17 protein-coding genes and 3 pseudogenes are annotated in these 15,533 nt (G+C 69.5%); 9 read left to right on the top strand and 11 right to left on the bottom strand.

Annotated features, from left to right (window positions below; translation table 11 throughout):
* On the top strand, window positions 1-204 hold a 204-nt coding region (locus ASJ79_RS04290), incomplete at its 5' end, for an AMP-binding protein (protein ID WP_156448270.1).
* Here the strand turns inward: ASJ79_RS04290 and ASJ79_RS04285 are convergent.
* The 3 genes from ASJ79_RS04285 to ASJ79_RS04275 are packed head-to-tail and all read right to left on the bottom strand — an operon-like array spanning window position 201 to window position 1,672.
* On the bottom strand, window positions 201-740 hold the full coding sequence (locus ASJ79_RS04285) for a phosphatase PAP2 family protein (protein WP_231750717.1): 540 nt from the start codon (window positions 738-740) through the stop codon (window positions 201-203). The two genes, ASJ79_RS04290 and ASJ79_RS04285, sit on opposite strands and share 4 nt — an antisense overlap.
* Before the next feature lie 32 nt (window positions 741-772).
* A complete protein-coding gene (locus ASJ79_RS04280) occupies window positions 773-1,285 on the bottom strand; it encodes a mycothiol transferase (protein ID WP_067953503.1) in 513 nt (170 codons plus the stop codon).
* A gap of 9 nt (window positions 1,286-1,294) precedes the next feature.
* Window positions 1,295-1,672 (bottom strand): VOC family protein, encoded by a 378-nt coding sequence (locus ASJ79_RS04275; protein ID WP_067953505.1) that lies wholly within the window; start codon window positions 1,670-1,672, stop codon window positions 1,295-1,297.
* Between the two features lie 22 nt (window positions 1,673-1,694).
* Here ASJ79_RS04275 and ASJ79_RS04270 point away from each other — a divergent pair, with 22 nt between their 5' ends.
* From ASJ79_RS04270 to ASJ79_RS04255, 4 genes are all read left to right on the top strand, one after another.
* Window positions 1,695-3,425 carry an amidohydrolase family protein gene (locus ASJ79_RS04270; RefSeq protein ID WP_067953502.1) on the top strand — a complete coding sequence of 577 codons (1,731 nt, stop codon included), beginning with the start codon at window positions 1,695-1,697 and terminating at the stop codon, window positions 3,423-3,425.
* Window positions 3,426-3,528: 103 nt separating this feature from the next.
* Window positions 3,529-4,239: an SDR family oxidoreductase gene (locus tag ASJ79_RS04265; RefSeq protein WP_067953501.1), complete on the top strand. Its 711-nt coding sequence runs from the start codon at window positions 3,529-3,531 to the stop codon at window positions 4,237-4,239.
* A complete protein-coding gene (locus ASJ79_RS04260; protein WP_067953500.1) occupies window positions 4,236-5,093 on the top strand; it encodes an MBL fold metallo-hydrolase in 858 nt (285 codons plus the stop codon). The genes ASJ79_RS04265 and ASJ79_RS04260 overlap by 4 nt, the downstream gene beginning before the upstream one ends.
* Before the next feature lie 33 nt (window positions 5,094-5,126).
* Window positions 5,127-5,789, top strand: a complete 663-nt coding sequence (locus tag ASJ79_RS04255; protein WP_067953499.1) for an HD domain-containing protein — start codon at window positions 5,127-5,129, stop codon at window positions 5,787-5,789.
* On the opposite strand, the gene ASJ79_RS04250 is transcribed toward ASJ79_RS04255, so the two are convergent.
* Entirely contained in the window at window positions 5,771-6,625 is an 855-nt protein-coding gene (locus ASJ79_RS04250) for a LysR family transcriptional regulator (protein WP_067953498.1), read from the bottom strand. The genes ASJ79_RS04255 and ASJ79_RS04250 overlap by 19 nt on opposite strands.
* A gap of 77 nt (window positions 6,626-6,702) precedes the next feature.
* Here ASJ79_RS04250 and ASJ79_RS04245 point away from each other — a divergent pair, with 77 nt between their 5' ends.
* Window positions 6,703-7,074 (top strand): hypothetical protein, encoded by a 372-nt coding sequence (locus ASJ79_RS04245; protein ID WP_067953497.1) that lies wholly within the window; start codon window positions 6,703-6,705, stop codon window positions 7,072-7,074.
* Between the two features lie 59 nt (window positions 7,075-7,133).
* On the opposite strand, the gene groL is transcribed toward ASJ79_RS04245, so the two are convergent.
* Together groL and ASJ79_RS04235 are read right to left on the bottom strand one after the other, a co-directional pair.
* Window positions 7,134-8,759, bottom strand: coding sequence for a chaperonin GroEL (gene groL / locus ASJ79_RS04240; RefSeq protein ID WP_067953496.1), 1,626 nt, complete (start codon window positions 8,757-8,759; stop codon window positions 7,134-7,136).
* Window positions 8,760-8,935: 176 nt separating this feature from the next.
* Entirely contained in the window at window positions 8,936-9,496 is a 561-nt protein-coding gene (locus ASJ79_RS04235; RefSeq protein ID WP_067953504.1) for a TetR/AcrR family transcriptional regulator, read from the bottom strand.
* A 117-nt stretch (window positions 9,497-9,613) separates the two neighbouring features.
* On the opposite strand from ASJ79_RS04235, the pseudogene ASJ79_RS04230 reads away from it, so the two are divergent.
* From ASJ79_RS04230 to ASJ79_RS04220, 3 genes and pseudogenes are all read left to right on the top strand, one after another.
* A pseudogene (locus ASJ79_RS04230) lies at window positions 9,614-10,520 on the top strand (SDR family NAD(P)-dependent oxidoreductase).
* A 17-nt stretch (window positions 10,521-10,537) separates the two neighbouring features.
* Window positions 10,538-11,035, top strand: a complete 498-nt coding sequence (locus ASJ79_RS04225) for a cupin domain-containing protein (RefSeq protein WP_067953495.1) — start codon at window positions 10,538-10,540, stop codon at window positions 11,033-11,035.
* Between the two features lie 129 nt (window positions 11,036-11,164).
* Window positions 11,165-12,865, top strand: a complete 1,701-nt coding sequence (locus ASJ79_RS04220) for a DEAD/DEAH box helicase (protein ID WP_067953494.1) — start codon at window positions 11,165-11,167, stop codon at window positions 12,863-12,865.
* A 4-nt stretch (window positions 12,866-12,869) separates the two neighbouring features.
* Here the strand turns inward: ASJ79_RS04220 and ASJ79_RS04215 are convergent, their stop codons facing one another.
* The 5 genes and pseudogenes from ASJ79_RS04215 to ASJ79_RS33655 all read right to left on the bottom strand — a co-directional run.
* On the bottom strand, window positions 12,870-13,340 hold the full coding sequence (locus ASJ79_RS04215; RefSeq protein WP_067953493.1) for an SRPBCC family protein: 471 nt from the start codon (window positions 13,338-13,340) through the stop codon (window positions 12,870-12,872).
* Window positions 13,341-13,370: 30 nt separating this feature from the next.
* Window positions 13,371-14,303 (bottom strand): TIGR03621 family F420-dependent LLM class oxidoreductase, encoded by a 933-nt coding sequence (locus ASJ79_RS04210; RefSeq protein WP_067953492.1) that lies wholly within the window; start codon window positions 14,301-14,303, stop codon window positions 13,371-13,373.
* Complete coding sequence (locus tag ASJ79_RS04205) at window positions 14,304-15,119, bottom strand: HAD-IIA family hydrolase (RefSeq protein WP_067953489.1); 816 nt, start codon at window positions 15,117-15,119, stop codon at window positions 14,304-14,306.
* 45 nt (window positions 15,120-15,164) lie between these two features.
* Window positions 15,165-15,443: pseudogene (locus tag ASJ79_RS04200) on the bottom strand (PH domain-containing protein); the annotation flags it as partial.
* Window positions 15,422-15,533 (bottom strand): annotated as a pseudogene (locus ASJ79_RS33655) (short-chain dehydrogenase); the annotation flags it as partial. The pseudogenes ASJ79_RS04200 and ASJ79_RS33655, both read right to left, overlap by 22 nt.

The raw sequence follows: 15,533 nt of genomic DNA, 5'->3' as shown, positions 1-15,533 counted from the left end.
CACCCCGGGACCCCGGCACTGACGTACCGCGACGAGACGGTCGGCTACGCCCAGTTGTGGGACCGGGTCCGGGGGACGGCAGCGGGGTTGGCACACCTCGGCGTGTGCAGGGAGCAGCGTGTCGCCGGGTTCCTGATCGTTCCGGTCCCGCGGAACGCGGTGGCGGTGCTGGCGTCAGACGTCGCTGTCATCACTCCATGCTAACGACCGCTGTGATCCAGCTCGCATTCGGGTTGACGCCTGTCAAGTCCGGCGACGGTCGTCGCGACGCACACCAGCGCGCTGCCGAGCAGCAGCGCACCGATCGCGTCGGTGAAGAAGTGGTAGGACACGGCCTGCCCGACCACCCCGAGCGTCATCGCCACCGCCGCGACGACGAGGACCCACGTGGTCGCGCCGAGCAGCAACACCGCCGTCGCCAGCACCACGAACGTCGTCGTGGTGTGCCCGCTCGGAAAACACAGTTCGCCGTCCTTGAGCCGTCCGAACAGCCGTTTGCCCAGCCGGGCGGCCAGGACCGCCAGCGGCGGTGTCACCGCGGTGACCGCCGCCAGTCGCCACTTGCGTTGCACCAGTGCGGCCACGAACACCACCGCGCAGAGCGCGACGACCACGCGACCGTCGGTGAACACCAACAGGTATCCGAGTTCCGGGTGGCGTCCGCCGAGTTGCTGGAACCACTGGTCGACCGGTGTCGAACCTTTGCCGACCGCCAGGCCGAGCAGGACGAGGGCTACCACAGCGACCGGCGGCCACCACCTGATCAGCGTGGTCAGCGCACCAGTCCCCGGATGTAGGCCGCCTGACCGAGATGCTGGGCGGCGTCGTCGATGATGCTGACCAGCCGTGCGCTCGCGGTCACCGGCGGGGTCCACCGGCGGTCGACGACGCGGGCGAGTTCGTCGGCGGAGACGGACGCCACATACTCCAGCGAGAGCTTGTGCACCGCGTGGTAGTAACCGCCGAGCAGGTTCGCCGGTGCCCGGACCTTGGCCACCTCTTCGGGGGTGTGGCCGTAGCCGTGCGCGTCGCGGGGAAGGTCCAGCGCGAACTTGTCCACCCAGCCGTCCCGGAACCACACCTGCTCGACATCGGCGATGTCGCACAGCTGCGCGTCCTGGATCCGGGCGCTGTGCCAGATCAGCCATGTGATGGTGTTGGCCTCCGGCGTCGGCCGGTGGTAGGCCACCTCGTCGGTCAGCCCGTCGGTGAGGTCGTCGACGTGCTCGATGAGGCGCGTGAACGAATCGCGGAGCAGTTCCCTGGCGGCATCGATTTCGGCCATGCCGCCAACCTACGCCCCGTGGAACACCGCCTCGACGTTGTTGCCGTCGGGGTCACGGACGAACGCGCCGTAGTAACCCGGGTGATACTCGGGCCAGAGCCGCGGTGCGTGCAGCGATTCCGCGCCGGCCTCGACCGCCGCGGCGTGGAAGGCCTGCACGGCCTCGACGCCGGAGGCGCGGAACGCGAAATGGGTTTCCCGGTTCGGGCCCGCGGCGTCCCCGGCACTCATGTCGGCGATCCAGAAGTCGGGTTTCCCGTCGGCGCCGTAACCGATGGCGATCCGGTGATCCAGCTGCCGGGTGTAGCCGAGGACCCCGAGCACCTTGTCGTAGAACGCCTTCGACTTCTCCCAGTCCGCGCAGTTGATTCCGAAGTGGTCGATCATGCGGTGACCGTACATTCTGGGTATGACATCCGACCTTGTGATCCGCGGGGGAACCATCGTCGACGGGCTCGGCGGCGAGCCGTTCACCGGGGACGTCGCCGTCCGGGACGGCGTCATCCGCGAAGTCGGCAGGGTCGGTTCCGCGGGTACCCGCGAGATCGACGCGACCGGGCTGCTGGTGACCCCCGGCTTCGTGGATCTGCACACCCACTACGACGGGCAGGCGATCTGGTCGGACCGGTTGACGCCGTCCTCGGCCCACGGCGTCACCACCGCCGTGATGGGCAACTGCGGCGTCGGCTTCGCGCCCTGCCGGCCCGCCGACCACGACGTGCTCGTCGACGTGATGGCCGGCGTCGAGGACATCCCCGGCGTGGTGATGGTCGACGGCCTGCCGTGGCACTGGGAGACGTTCCCGGAGTTCCTCGACGCGCTCGAGGCGCGGCGCAGGGACATCGACGTGGCCGCGTTCCTGCCGCACTCGCCGCTGCGGGTGTACGTGATGGGCGGGCGGGGCGTCGACCGCGAACCGGCCACCCCGGAGGACCTGGCGATGATGCGCAAGCTGGCGGCCGAGGCGGTGCAGGCCGGCGCGCTGGGTTTCGCATCGTCCCGCTTCACGCTGCACAAGACCGAGAGCGGCAAGCCGATCCCGAGCTACGACGCCGACCGCGCCGAGATCGAGGCGATCGCCCGCGGCGTCGACGACGCCGGCGGCGGGCTGATCCAGTTCGTCCCCGACCTGGTGGCCGGCGACTACGAACCCGTGCTGCAGACGGTGTTCGACGTGGCCGCCGACGTCGGTCTGCCCGTGACGTTCACGCTGGCGATCGGCAACGCCGGTGACCCGTTCTTCCTCGACGCGCTGCGGATGGTGGAGAAGGCCAACAGCGACGGCGGGCAGATCAGCGCGCAGATCTTCCCCCGCCCCATCGGGCTGATGCTCGGACTGGAGCTGTCCGGCAACCCGTTCGTGATGTACCCGTCGTACCGGGAGATCGCCGGCCTGCCGCTGGCCGACCGGGTGGCCGCGATGCGCAGACCCGAGGTGCGCGAACGCATTCTGAACGACAGGCCAGAGTCTGACGGCCACCCGCTGATGTTCGCCGCGCAGGCCTGGAACTACATGTTCCCGCTCGGTGATCCGCCGAATTACGAACCCTCGCCGTCCGATTCGATCGGTGCCCGCGCGCAGGCCCGGGGTGTCAGCCCGCTGGAGGAGGCCTACGACCGGCTGCTCGACGACGGCGGCCACGCCATGCTGCTGGTCACGCTGGCCAACTTCCGTGCCGGATCGCTGGACACCGTCGCGGAGCTGATCCGTCGCGACGACGTGGTGCTCGGACTCGGTGACGGTGGGGCGCACTACGGAATGATCTGCGACGCAAGCTTTCCGACGTACATGCTGACGCACTGGGTACGTGACCGCGCGACGGGCCGGCTGTCGGTCCAGGACGCGGTGCGCGAGCTGACGTCGGTACCCGCGCGGGTGGCCGGACTGGCCGACCGTGGCCGGATCGCCGTCGGCTACAAGGCCGACCTCAACGTCATCGACGCCGACGCGCTGCGGCTGCACAAGCCCGTCGTGGTCAACGACCTGCCCGCGGGCGGGCGCAGACTCGACCAGACCGCGGACGGCTACGTCGCCACGATCGTCTCCGGCCAGGTGATCGCCGAGCACGGCGTGCCCACCGCGGCCCGCCCCGGCAGGCTCATCCGGGGCCGGCAGTCGGTGCGGAACCCGACGCCGTAGCGCCCGCATGCGGTTCTCGACATGACCCCATACCAGTTCCGTTATGGGCGTGGAGCCCGTGTGACGTTCGACATGAGGTCGACCTACACACGAGGAGGGGTTCATGTCATCACGTCGAGTACTGATCACCGGCGCGTCGAAAGGTATCGGGCTGGCCACCGCGCGCAGGGTGGCCGCCGCCGGTGACGTCCCGATCGGTCTGGCCCGCACCGCGCCCGCCGCTTTTCCCGGCGAGTTCCACCGGGTGGACCTGGCCGACCGGGCGGCCACCGCGGAGGTGCTGGAGCGCGTCGTGCAGACCGCTCCGGTCGAGGCGGTGGTCAACAACTTGGGCTTCGTGCGCTTCGGCCGGATCGGCGAGATCGACCTGGACCATCTCTTCGACACCTACGACCTGAACGTACGCACTGCCGTGCAGGTGGTGCAGGCGGTGCTGCCGGGCATGCTCGCCGCGGGCTGGGGCCGCATCGTCAACGTGACCAGCCTGACCACGCTGGGCACCCCGGAACGCACGCCCTACGCCGCGGCGAAGGCCGCGCTGGAAGCCTGCACCCGGATCTGGGCCAATGAACTGGCCACCACCGGTATCACCGTCAACGCGGTGGCACCGGGGCCCACCGAGACCGAGATGTACCGTCAGAGAAGCCCGTCCGGATCCGAGCGGGAGGCGCGGTTCCTGGAGACCATCGCGATGCACCGGGTGGGAACACCGCAGGAGATCGCACACGCGATCTACGCACTCCTGCACGAGGACGCCGGCTACATCACCGGTCAGGTGATCCGGGCCGACGGCGGCGGAAGTATCGCGTCATGAGCCGGGCGGCCGTCCGTTCCGTCGAATTCGACGGCGTCCGCGCCGTTTACGCGGTCGACGGCGCACTGACGACGCGGCCCGAGATCTTCTTCCCCGACGTGCCCGCCGAGAATTTCGCCGGTGCCCTGGATCCCGCCGGTGACATGACGATGGGTGTGGGCGGTCTGCTGGTGGAGCTGCCGGACACCACGATGCTGATCGACGCCGGAGTGGGGGTGTTGTCAACGGATTTCGTCTTCGGTCACGCCGAATGCGGCACGATGCCCGATGTGCTCCATGCCCTCGGGGTCGGGACGGGCGACATCGACGTGGTGGCCTTCACCCACCTGCACTTCGATCATGCGGGGTGGGCATTCGTCGGAGGTGTCAAGACCTTCCCCCACGCGCGCTACGTGCTGGCCGCGAAGGAGTGGGCGGCGTACGCCGATCGGGAACCAGAAGACGGTGCCGCGGTCGCATGGCACACCGTCACCGGACTGGCAGCATCCGGTGGCGACACCGAGTTCGTCGACGACGGCGCCGTGGTGGCGCCGGGAGTGCATGCGCTGGTCACCGGAGGACACACGCGGGGCCACACCGCCTACGTCGTCTCCTCCCGGACCGGTCGACGACTGGTCGCGTTCGGCGACGCCTTCCACAGCCCTGTACAGATCGGCCGGCCCGAACTGCTGTCGGCCGCCGACGCCGACGCGGCCGGCGTCCTCTCGGCGCGGCGGCGGTTGTTGACCGAACTGACCGAGCCCGACACCCTCGGCTTCGGAATTCACTTCGGTGACCAGGCGTTCGGCCGGGTGCGCACCACGGCATCCGGTGCGCAGCGGTGGGAACCGGTACCCACCACGGTCCTGGCATAAGCATCGACCCGTTGAAACCTGAAAGGACACAAAATGATTGAGACAATCGCCGGAGTTCCGATACCCGACACCGCGCTGGTGCGCGACGCCACAGAGCTGGTGCGCGAGGTCACCGATGACCTGCTGTACCACCACTCCCGCCGGGTCTACCTCTGGGGCAGCCTGCACGGGTCCCGTCTCGGCACCGTTCCCGACCCGGAACTGTTGTACGTCGGGGCCATGTTCCACGACCTCGGGCTGACCCAGAAGTACGGCCGCGTCGACCAGCGTTTCGAATTGGACGGCGCCGACGCCGCGCTCGATTTCCTGCGTGGTCACGGCATCTCCGAACGCGACGCCCGCAACGTGTGGCTCGGTATCGCCCTGCACACCACCCCTGCCATACCGGGACGGTTGGAACCCGAGGTCGCGCTGGTGACCGCCGGGGTGGAGACCGACGTGCTGGGCCTGAACGTGGGTGACCTCTCGTCCCGCCAGATCGACGAGGTCCTCGCGGCTCATCCCCGTGTCGACTTCAAAGCAGGCATCCTCGGTGCGTTCCACCAGGGGATGAAGGCCAGACCGGAGACCACCTTCGGCACGATGAACGACGATGTGCTGGCGCATTTCGACCCGACGTTCGAGCGGACGGACTTCGTTTCGATGATCGGGGCGAACCCCTTACCCGAACAACCCCGTCACGACCGGGAGATCTGATCGAGGAACGCCCGCGCCGGCGCCGACGCACTGGCCGAGACCGCGAGCCCCAACTGCCGGACCGTCCTGGGCACCAGGGCCCGGGTGACGACGCCGTCGGGCAGTGCGGACAGCGCGGCGCTGGGCATGATGCTCACCCCGAGGCCGGCGCGGGCCATTTCCAGCACGGCCGAGATCGACCGCGCCTCGAACGCCACGTCGAACTCGACGCCGAGGGTCTGGGCGATCGGCGTGAACACCGCCGCGCAGCCGCCGGTCGACCGGATGAACGGTTCCTTGGCCAGGTCCGCGTAGTCGATCTGGCGCAGCGCGCCGAGCCGATGCCCCGCCGGCACCACGGCCACCATGTCCTGTTCGCCGAGAACAGCGGAATCCATGCCTCGGGCGGGCAGGCTGACCACGCCGGCCTCGGCGGCGCCACCGTCCAGCCAGTCACGCACCTCTTCCTCACTGCCTTCGAGCAACCGCACCGTGACGCCGGGATGACGCTGCCGGAAGATCTGCAGATGTGGCTCCAACAGCGACGCGGTCACGCTGGGCAGACTCGCCACACTGAGCGTGCCCGTCAGCCCATCTGCGGGCACAGTGCTGCCGGCGCACATTGCGGCTATGTGCCGCAACGCTTCTCGGGCGTGGGCCACCGCCACCGAACCAGGTTCGGTGAGCAAAACACCGTCTCGGCTGCGAATCAGAAGAGGTGTGCCCAGTTCCTTCTCCAGCGCCGCGACCGCCCGGCTGACCGCCGGTTGCGACATACCCAACTCGTAACTCGCGGCGGTGAACCCACCCTCGTCGACAACGGTGACCAGCGCTTTCAACTGCAATAAGGTCGGCATGGGCACTCCTGCATCACCCTCAGGTAGCCGAACATATCACTTTTGGCATACCACACCGGCCGCGTAGCCTGCACCACATGAGCGTCAAGGTGGATCTCGACCGGCTCGCCGAGGTTCTCGGCGACTTTCCGTTCGCCTATCTCGTCACCGTCGGAGACGATTACCGGGCGCACACCGTCGCGGTGACCCCGGGGCTCACCGACGGGGCCCTGCGGATCGACTCCGTCGGGAACAGCACGCGCCGTAACGCATCCGCCCATCCCGCCGTCACGCTGGTGTGGCCGCCGCGCGCGCCGGGCGGCTACACACTGATCGTCGACGGCCGGGCCGAAACCGCGGGCGACGGCCTGGTCGTCCACCCCGCCGGGGCGGTGCTGCACCGCCCGGCGGCGCCGGGGACCCCCACCGCATCCGACTGCGGGGACGACTGCGTGCCGCTGCGCGGGTGACGGACACGAAAAAGCCCGGCGCTGCTTGACGCAACGCCGGGCTTCTTCGTTCGGGCTTCTTAGAAGTCCATTCCGCCCATGCCACCGGTCGGGTCGCCGGCGGGTGCGGCGGCCTTCTCCGGCTTGTCGGCGACGACGGCCTCGGTGGTGAGGAACAGCGCCGCGATGGACGCCGCGTTCTGCAGCGCCGAGCGGGTGACCTTGACCGGGTCGGCAACGCCGGCGGCCAGCAGGTCCTCGTAGTCACCGGTCGCGGCGTTCAGGCCGTGACCCGCGGGCAGGTTCGACACCTTCTCGGCGACGACACCGGGCTCCAGACCACCGTTGAAGGCGATCTGCTTGAGCGGAGCCGACAGCGCAACGCGCACGATGTTGGCACCGGTGGCCTCGTCACCGGACAGACCGAGGTCGTCCAGCGCCGGAGCCGACTGCAGCAGGGCCACGCCGCCACCGGCGACGATGCCCTCCTCGACGGCGGCCTTCGCGTTACGGACGGCGTCCTCGATGCGGTGCTTGCGCTCCTTGAGCTCCACCTCGGTGGCAGCGCCGGCCTTGATCACCGCAACACCGCCGGCCAGCTTGGCCAGGCGCTCCTGCAGCTTCTCACGGTCGTAGTCGGAGTCGCTGTTCTCGATCTCGGCGCGGATCTGGGCCACCCGGCCGGCGATGGCGTCGGAGTCACCGGCGCCCTCGACGATGGTGGTCTCGTCCTTGGTCACGACGACCTTGCGGGCCTTGCCGAGCAGCGAGACGTCGGCGGTCTCCAGGGACAGGCCGACCTCTTCGCTGATGACCTGGCCGCCGGTGAGGATCGCCATGTCCTGCAGCATCGCCTTGCGGCGGTCACCGAAGCCCGGGGCCTTGACGGCGACGGACTTGAAGGTGCCGCGGATCTTGTTGACCACCAGGGTCGACAGCGCCTCGCCCTCGACGTCCTCGGCGATGATCAGCAGCGGCTTGCCGGACTGGATGACCTTCTCCAGCAGCGGGAGCAGGTCCTTGACGGTCGACACCTTGGAGCTGACCAGCAGGATGTAGGGATCCTCCAGGACGGCTTCCTGGCGCTCGGCGTCGGTCACGAAGTAACCCGAGATGTAGCCCTTGTCGAAGCGCATGCCCTCGGTGAGCTCCAGCTGCAGGCCGAAGGTGTTGCTCTCCTCGACGGTGATGACGCCCTCGTTGCCGACCTTGTCCATCGCCTCGGCGATGAGCTCGCCGATCTGGGTGTCGCCGGCCGAGATCGCGGCGGTCGCCGAGATCTGCTCCTTGGTCTCGACCTCCTTGGCCGACTTCAGCAGCGTCTCCGTCACCTTGTCGACGGCCTTCTCGATGCCGCGCTTCAGGCCGAGCGGGTTGGCGCCGGCGGCCACGTTGCGCAGGCCCTCACGGACCAGCGCCTGGGCGAGCACGGTGGCGGTGGTGGTGCCGTCGCCCGCGACGTCGTCGGTCTTCTTGGCGACTTCCTTGACCAGCTCAGCGCCGATCTTCTCGTACGGGTCCTCGAGCTCGATCTCCTTGGCGATGGACACACCATCGTTGGTGATCGTGGGGGCGCCCCACTTCTTCTCCAGGACCACGTTGCGACCCTTGGGGCCCAGCGTCACCTTTACCGCGTCGGCGAGGCTGTTGAGGCCCCGCTCGAGGCCGCGACGGGCCTCTTCGTCATACGCAATTGTCTTGGCCATTGCGAAGTGTTTCCTCCGGATTGGGGATGCACGTCTCGTGGTCGGAGTCGATGCCCGCGACGGACGGCTGGGGCTGTGCTCGCAGATGCGGCCCCCGCCTCACCGGTCCGACCTAGCACTCACTGGTCGCGAGTGCCAGTTGCATTCTTAGCACTCGACCCTCGTGAGTGCAAGGTTCAGTCACCCTGTCGCGGGACCCGTAGGCCGTCTTCGATCACCCGTGCCACCCGGGCCGCCACCTCACCGCTGTAGAGCTGCGGCACTTTACAGAAGACGAGCAAGGCCTTGATCTCGGCGACTCCGACATCGGCCCGGGCCGCGCCCGCCTGCTGCGCCGCATCCAGCAGGTCCCCGAGCAGGGTGAGAAATGCCGCCTCGGCCCCCGGCGCCGCGGTCTCCAGATCGACGCCGTAGCCGACGAGCGCGTCCACCAGACCGTGGTCGGTGGCTGCGGTGCGGACCATCTCGCGCAGGAACGCGAACAGGGCTTCACCGGGACCGACGGTGACGAGCAGCTCCCGCGCCCGCGCCTCGATCCGGCGGAACCGGTCTTCGGCCACCGCGGCGAACAATGCCTCCTTGGTCGGGAAGTGCCGATACACCGTGCCGGCCCCGACACCGGCCCGCCGCGCGATCTCGTCGATCGGGACGGCCAGCCCCTCGGCGGCGAACGTGTCGTAGGCGACCTCGAGCACGCGCGCGCGATTGCGCGCGGCATCGGCCCGCAGCGGGCGCATCGAAGCCACCGCGATTTCCCTCCTGGCGAACACGAAACGGGGCGTGCGTTCCGTATAGTCGGACACATCCGGGGCGCTTGCCCGTTTACCGATTGTACGAGCCTCCAGGAGACAGCCATGACCGTCTGGACCGCCGCCGACATCCCCGACCAGAGCGGCCGCACCGCCGTCATCACCGGGGCCAACACCGGCCTGGGCTTCCATACCGCCAAGGCGCTGGCCGCCCGCGGCGCGCATGTGGTGCTCGCGGTGCGCGACACCGAGAAGGGCAAGCAGGCCGCGTCCCGCATCGGCGGTGACGTCGCGGTCCAGGAACTGGATCTGACGTCGCTGGCCTCGATCCGGGCCGCCGCCGACGCCCTGAAGACCCGCTATCCACGCATCGACCTGCTGATCAACAACGCCGGTGTGATGACCACCCCGAAAAGGCACCACGGCCGACGGCTTCGAGCTCCAGTTCGGCACCAATCACCTGGGCCACTTCGCGCTGACCGGCCTGCTGTTGGAGAAGCTGCTCGACGTCCCGGGCGCGCGCGTCGTGACCGTCAGCAGCAACGGCCACAAGATGGGCGGCGCCATCCACTGGGACGATCTGCAGTGGGAACGCAGCTACAACCGGATGGGCGCCTACACCCAGTCCAAGCTCGCCAACCTGCTGTTCACCTACGAACTGCAGCGGCGGTTGGCACCACGCGGTGCGACGATCGCCGTCGCCGCCCACCCCGGCACGTCGACCACCGATCTCGCCCGCAACCTGCCGCGCCCGGTCGAACGCGCCTTCCTGTCTGCCGCCCCCGTCGTCCTGTTCGCCCAGACCGCCGAGCAGGGTGCGCTGCCGACGCTGCGCGCCGCCACCGATCCGAGCGTTCTGGGCGGGCAGTACTACGGGCCCGACGGCATCGCCCAGCAGCGCGGCAACCCGGTCGTGGTCGCCTCCAGCAAGCAGTCCTACGACATGGCGCTCCAGCAGCGGCTGTGGGCGGTGTCCGAGGAGTTGACCAAGGTGGAGTTCCCGGTCGGCTGACGCGGCAGACTGGGTGCGTGTCCCTGGTCGTGCCGCCCTATCCGCCGCCGCGCTACACCGCCGACGAACCTGAGGTCAGCGCCTGGCTGAAACGGGGGGACGCGCCTGCGGACTTCGACGCGTTCGGGCTGGTGCAGTACCGCTACCTCGCCAACCAGACCGACACCGGCGGCGACTACGGCCTCTACCGGGTGGACATCGCCCCGCGCGGCGGCGGGCCGGGGCCGCATTTCCACCGCGGCATGTCCGAGGCCTTCTTCGTGCTGTCCGGCACGCTGTCGCTCTACAACGGCACCGAGTGGGTCGACGGCCGCGCCGACGATTTCCTGTACGTGCCGCCCGGGGGCATCCACGGCTTCCGCAACGAGGCCGACGAACCGGCTGCGATCCTGATGCTGTTCGCTCCCGGGGCGCCCCGGGAGCACTACTTCGAGGGGTTGACACAGCTCGGTGAGCTGACCGACGAGGAACGCCGCGAGTGGTTCGTCAAGAACGACAACCATTTCGTCGAGTGACCGGTCTCGTGTCACACAGACACGCCGTGGCCGGACACGCTGCGGAGATGCGATCGCGGAACCGCCTGGCCTAGACTGCATTCCGGTCACGCCGTCGGAGACGGCACAACGGGCTGGGAGGAGTCGTGGGTGCGGGCTGATGCAGCGCCCAGCACCCAGGCGTTGCGGGGCTGGCAGCGCCGGGCTCTGGTGAAATACCTGACCGCCAAACCCCGGGACTTCCTCGCCGTCGCGACCCCGGGCGCCGGCAAGACCACTTTCGCGCTGCGCATCGTCGCCGAACTGCTCGCCGAGGGCACGGTCGAGGCCGTGACGATCGTGGTGCCCACCGAGCACCTGAAGATCCAGTGGGCCCAGGCCGCCGCCCGGCACGGCATCGCGCTCGACCCGAAGTTCACCAACTCGAACTCGCAGACATCCTCGGAGTACCACGGCGTCGTCGTCACCTACGCGCAGGTGGCCAGCCACCCGACCCGGCACCGGGTGCGCACCGAGAACCGCAAGACGCTGGTGGTGTTCGACGAGATCCACCACGGCGGGGACGCCAAGAGCTGGGGCGACGCGATCCGGGAGGCGTTCGACGACGCGACGCGCCGCCTGGCGCTGACCGGGACACCATTCCGCAGCGACGACAGCCCGATCCCGTTCGTCACCTACGAAGAGGACGCCGCAGGGTTCAAGACTTCGGTGGCCGACCACACCTACGGCTACAGCGACGCCCTCGCCGACGGCGTGGTGCGCCCGGTGGTGTTCATGGCCTACTCCGGTGAGGCCCGCTGGCGCGACAGCGCGGGCGAAGAGCACGCCGCGCGCCTCGGCGAGCCGCTGACCGCCGAGCAGACCGCCCGCGCGTGGAAGACCGCGCTCGACCCGAAGGGCGAATGGATGCCCGCGGTGATCGCCGCGGCAGACAAGCGGCTGCAGGGATTGCGGCAGCATGTGCCCGACGCCGGCGGCATGATCATCGCCTCCGACCAGACGACGGCCCGGGCGTACGCCGACCTGCTGACCAAGATCACCGGCGAGGAACCCACCGTGGTGCTCTCCGACGACAAGGGCGCCTCCGAGCGGATCTCGACGTACTCGGCGGGCACGTCGCGGTGGCTGGTCGCGGTGCGCATGGTCTCCGAGGGTGTCGACGTGCCGCGGTTGGCCGTGGGCGTCTACGCGACGAGCGCGTCGACGCCGCTGTTCTTCGCCCAGGCGATCGGCCGTTTCGTGCGGTCCCGCCGGCCCGGTGAGACCGCCAGCATCTTCCTGCCGTCGGTGCCGAACCTGCTGCTGCTGGCCAGCGAGATGGAGGCGCAGCGCAATCATGTGCTGGGCAAGCCGCACCGCGAGCCGCTGGAGGACCCGCTCGACGCCGAGCTGCGCGAGCAGAAGCGCGACGAGCCCGGTGAGGAAGAGAACAAGATCGAGTACCTCGGCGCCGACGCCGAACTCGACCAGGTGATCTTCGACGGGTCGTCGTTCGGCACGGCGACCCCCGCGGGCAGCGACGAGGAGGCCGACTACCTGGGCATCCCGGGCCTGCTCGACGCCGAGTCGATGCGGGACCTGTTGCGGCGCAGGCAGGAAGAGCAGCTCACCAAACGCACCGAAGCCGGCGTTCCGGCACCGAAGACCACCCACGGCCAGCTACGTGAACTGCGCAGTGAGCTCAACACCCTGGTGTCGCTGGCCCACCACCGCACCGGCCGGCCGCACGGCTGGATCCACAACGAGCTGCGCCGCCGCTGCGGCGGCCCGCCGGTGGCCGCCGCGACCCGCGAACAGCTGCAGGCCCGCATCGAAGCCGTCCGGGTGCTACAGCGCGAGCTGACGGCCTGACCGTCTAGCCGGTGGCCAGCTTCGCCAGGTTGGCCAGCGAGTTGTGCAGGTGCCCGACCGGAAACGGTGGGAACGCGATGTGTTCGCGCAGCGTGGCGGGCACCGCCGACCAGTCGTAGGTCAGCACGACCCGGGTCTGCTGCGGGCCCTGCGGTTCGAGATCGTAGTGCCAGGTCCATCCGCCGTACTCGACCACGCCGTCCGCGCCGGCCTGCCCCGGCTCCCAGCCGATGGCCCTGTCCTGCTCGAAAGCGATCACCCTGTTGGCCATCTCGTAGTCGCCGTCCGGGTGGTTCGCGTGGTACATCGCGATCCGGAACATCTGTCCGGCCCTGGTGATCCGCTCGCCGTCGAGGGACTCCCGCACCCACCCGGTGCCGTCGATCGCGGCATGGTTGGCCGGGTCGGCCAGCACCGCGAACACGGCGGAGGCCGGGGCGTCGACGATGGTGTCCACCACAAGTGTTTCAGTCATGTCAGAGCAGACCGCCCCCGGCGGCGGAACTCATCGCAGCAGTCCGATGACCTCCGCGATGTCCGGGAGCGCCGACTCCCGGCCGGGCAGTTCGTCGAACACCGTCCAGTAGCTGATCCCGAACTGGCGCTGACGCTGCACGAGTTGCTCGGCCATCTGCTCATGGGTACCGAGCAGCAGGAACGGTGAGGCCAGCAGGGTTTCCGGGTCGGCGCCGAACGCGGCCGCGAGCTCGGCGGCGGCGCGGTGCCGGTCGGTGGTGACGACAACGGCCTGGATCAGCGCGTTGAGTTCGATCTGCTCGAACCGCTCTCCTGCGGCGTCCCGGACCACGGCGATGCGGTCGGCGAGGCCGTCGCCGTCGAAGTGACTGAGCCGCACCCGGGTGGCGTCCCGGTTGTGCGAGATGCCGGCGAGCCCGGCGATGTCGGCGACGCGCCCGGCGAGCTGCAGCACCCGGGTCCCGTTGCCGCCGATCAGGATCGGCACCCGGTGTGGCGGCACGGCCATGATCTCTCCCGCGGCCGCGTGCACGCGGTAGTGCTCGCCGTCGAAGTCGACCGGTCCCCCGTCGAGCAGGGCCTTGATGACGGCCACCGACTCGATCAGCCGCGAGACCCGGACACCGCCGCCGTCGAAACGCAACCCCGCCGCGTCGTATTCGGACTTCATGTGCCCGGCGCCGATGCCGAGTTCGAAGCGGCCGTCGGAGACGATCGCGACCCCGGCGCTCTCCCGGGCGGTCTCGACCGGATGACGAAAGTCGTTGTTGAGCACCAGGGTTCCGACCCGCAGCCGCGAGGTCACCGCGGCGGCCGCCGCCGCGCCGCTGAACGGGGTCATCATCGGCGCCAGGTGGTCGGCGAAGGTCAGCACGTCGATCCCGGCCGCCTCGACGCGCTGCGCGAACGCCCGGGCGGCGGCGCCGTCCCGCGGCGACGCGGTGGTCAGCCCGAACCGCATCTACAGACCCAGCAGCGCGGGCAGGTCGGCCACCGAGTCGATGACGTGATTCGGCTGCATGGCGAATTCGTCTGCGGCCCAACGGTCCAGCGTGTCCTGACGGAACTTGCCGGTGCGCACCAGCACACCCGTCATGCCGACCACCTGCCCGGCCAGCACGTCGTTGTTGAGATCGTCACCGACGACGTACATCTCGTCCGGGTCAACCCCCAGCCGGGCCGCCGCGGACAGGAAGCCCTCCGGCGCCGGCTTACCGACAGCGGTCGCCTTGCGACCCGAGGTTCGTTCCATCCCGATCAGGTACATGCCGGTGTCGATGCGCAGGCCGTCGGCGGTGGTCCACGCGGTGCTGCGATGCATGGCGACCACCGGCACCCCCTGGGCCATCCAGTCGTACACCCAGGACAGCGTCAGATGGCTGTATTCGGGTCCGGCGCCGCCGAGCAGCACCACGTCCGGTGTGTCCGGCGCGCGCGGTCCGCTGAACTCCGACGAGTAGACGATGTCGATGCCGGGCATGTCCTCGGCGATCTGGCCGCTGTTGACCAGGAAGCACCGGGCGTCCGGGTAGCGGTCGCGGACGTAGTCGGCGGTCAGCACCGCCGCGGTGATCACCTCGTCGGAGCGCACCGCCATGCCGGCCTCGGTCAGCAGATCCGCGATCTGCGCGCGGGTCCTGGTGGTCGTGTTGGTCAGGTACGCGCACGCGATCTGGTTGTCTGCCAACGTCCCCAGCGTCTCAGCCGCACCGGGGATCGGCTTCCACGACGTGACCAGCACGCCGTCGATGTCGAACAGGACCCCACCGATCGCCATCCTGCGACAGTAAACCGCCGACGGTCGCGCGCAACTCGGGCCCTGCTAGACGCGGGCCCACGACGTCGCAGCGACCCACGGCGATGTCGTCGCGGCGATCGACCACGCCAGGTCGGCGGGCACGTCGACCACCTCGTAGCGCTTCACGCCGGCCGCGGTCGCGGCGACCAGGGTCGCCACCCCGGCCCTGCGTTGCAGCAGGGACTGCCGCACCGTCCATCCGACGATGCCCCCGGCGGCCACACAGTCCCGGCGCCGCTGCAGGCTGCCCGCCCTGGACACCAGCCAGCCGTCGCCGACCCGGTGCCGGTGATGAAGTACGCGTCGTTGCTGCCCAGCATCGCCACCACGCCGGCCACCGCATCCGGTGCCGCGAAGATCGCGCCACCGTCCAGGGGCAGCATCGGTGCGACC

It is taken from the genome of Mycobacterium sp. NAZ190054 (assembly GCF_001545925.1).
Classification (GTDB): Bacteria; Actinomycetota; Actinomycetes; order Mycobacteriales; family Mycobacteriaceae; genus Mycobacterium.
The sequence above is the reverse complement of the archived record's forward strand: the minus strand, read 5'-3'. Positions and strand labels throughout refer to the sequence as shown.

Excerpts from the sequence above, each read along its gene's own strand:
- ASJ79_RS04280 (WP_067953503.1), bottom strand. The coding sequence starts at position 1,285 with ATGGCCGAAATCGATGCCGCCAGGGAACTGCTCCGCGATTCGTTCACG.
- ASJ79_RS04275 (WP_067953505.1), bottom strand. The coding sequence starts at position 1,672 with ATGATCGACCACTTCGGAATCAACTGCGCGGACTGGGAGAAGTCGAAG.
- ASJ79_RS04270 (WP_067953502.1), top strand. The coding sequence starts at position 1,695 with ATGACATCCGACCTTGTGATCCGCGGGGGAACCATCGTCGACGGGCTC.
- ASJ79_RS04265 (WP_067953501.1), top strand. The coding sequence starts at position 3,529 with ATGTCATCACGTCGAGTACTGATCACCGGCGCGTCGAAAGGTATCGGG.
- ASJ79_RS04260 (WP_067953500.1), top strand. The coding sequence starts at position 4,236 with ATGAGCCGGGCGGCCGTCCGTTCCGTCGAATTCGACGGCGTCCGCGCC.
- ASJ79_RS04255 (WP_067953499.1), top strand. The coding sequence starts at position 5,127 with ATGATTGAGACAATCGCCGGAGTTCCGATACCCGACACCGCGCTGGTG.
- ASJ79_RS04250 (WP_067953498.1), bottom strand. The coding sequence starts at position 6,625 with ATGCCGACCTTATTGCAGTTGAAAGCGCTGGTCACCGTTGTCGACGAG.
- ASJ79_RS04245 (WP_067953497.1), top strand. The coding sequence starts at position 6,703 with ATGAGCGTCAAGGTGGATCTCGACCGGCTCGCCGAGGTTCTCGGCGAC.
- groL (WP_067953496.1), bottom strand. The coding sequence starts at position 8,759 with ATGGCCAAGACAATTGCGTATGACGAAGAGGCCCGTCGCGGCCTCGAG.
- ASJ79_RS04235 (WP_067953504.1), bottom strand. The coding sequence starts at position 9,496 with ATGCGCCCGCTGCGGGCCGATGCCGCGCGCAATCGCGCGCGCGTGCTC.
- ASJ79_RS04215 (WP_067953493.1), bottom strand. The coding sequence starts at position 13,340 with ATGACTGAAACACTTGTGGTGGACACCATCGTCGACGCCCCGGCCTCC.
- ASJ79_RS04210 (WP_067953492.1), bottom strand. The coding sequence starts at position 14,303 with ATGCGGTTCGGGCTGACCACCGCGTCGCCGCGGGACGGCGCCGCCGCC.
- ASJ79_RS04205 (WP_067953489.1), bottom strand. The coding sequence starts at position 15,119 with ATGGCGATCGGTGGGGTCCTGTTCGACATCGACGGCGTGCTGGTCACG.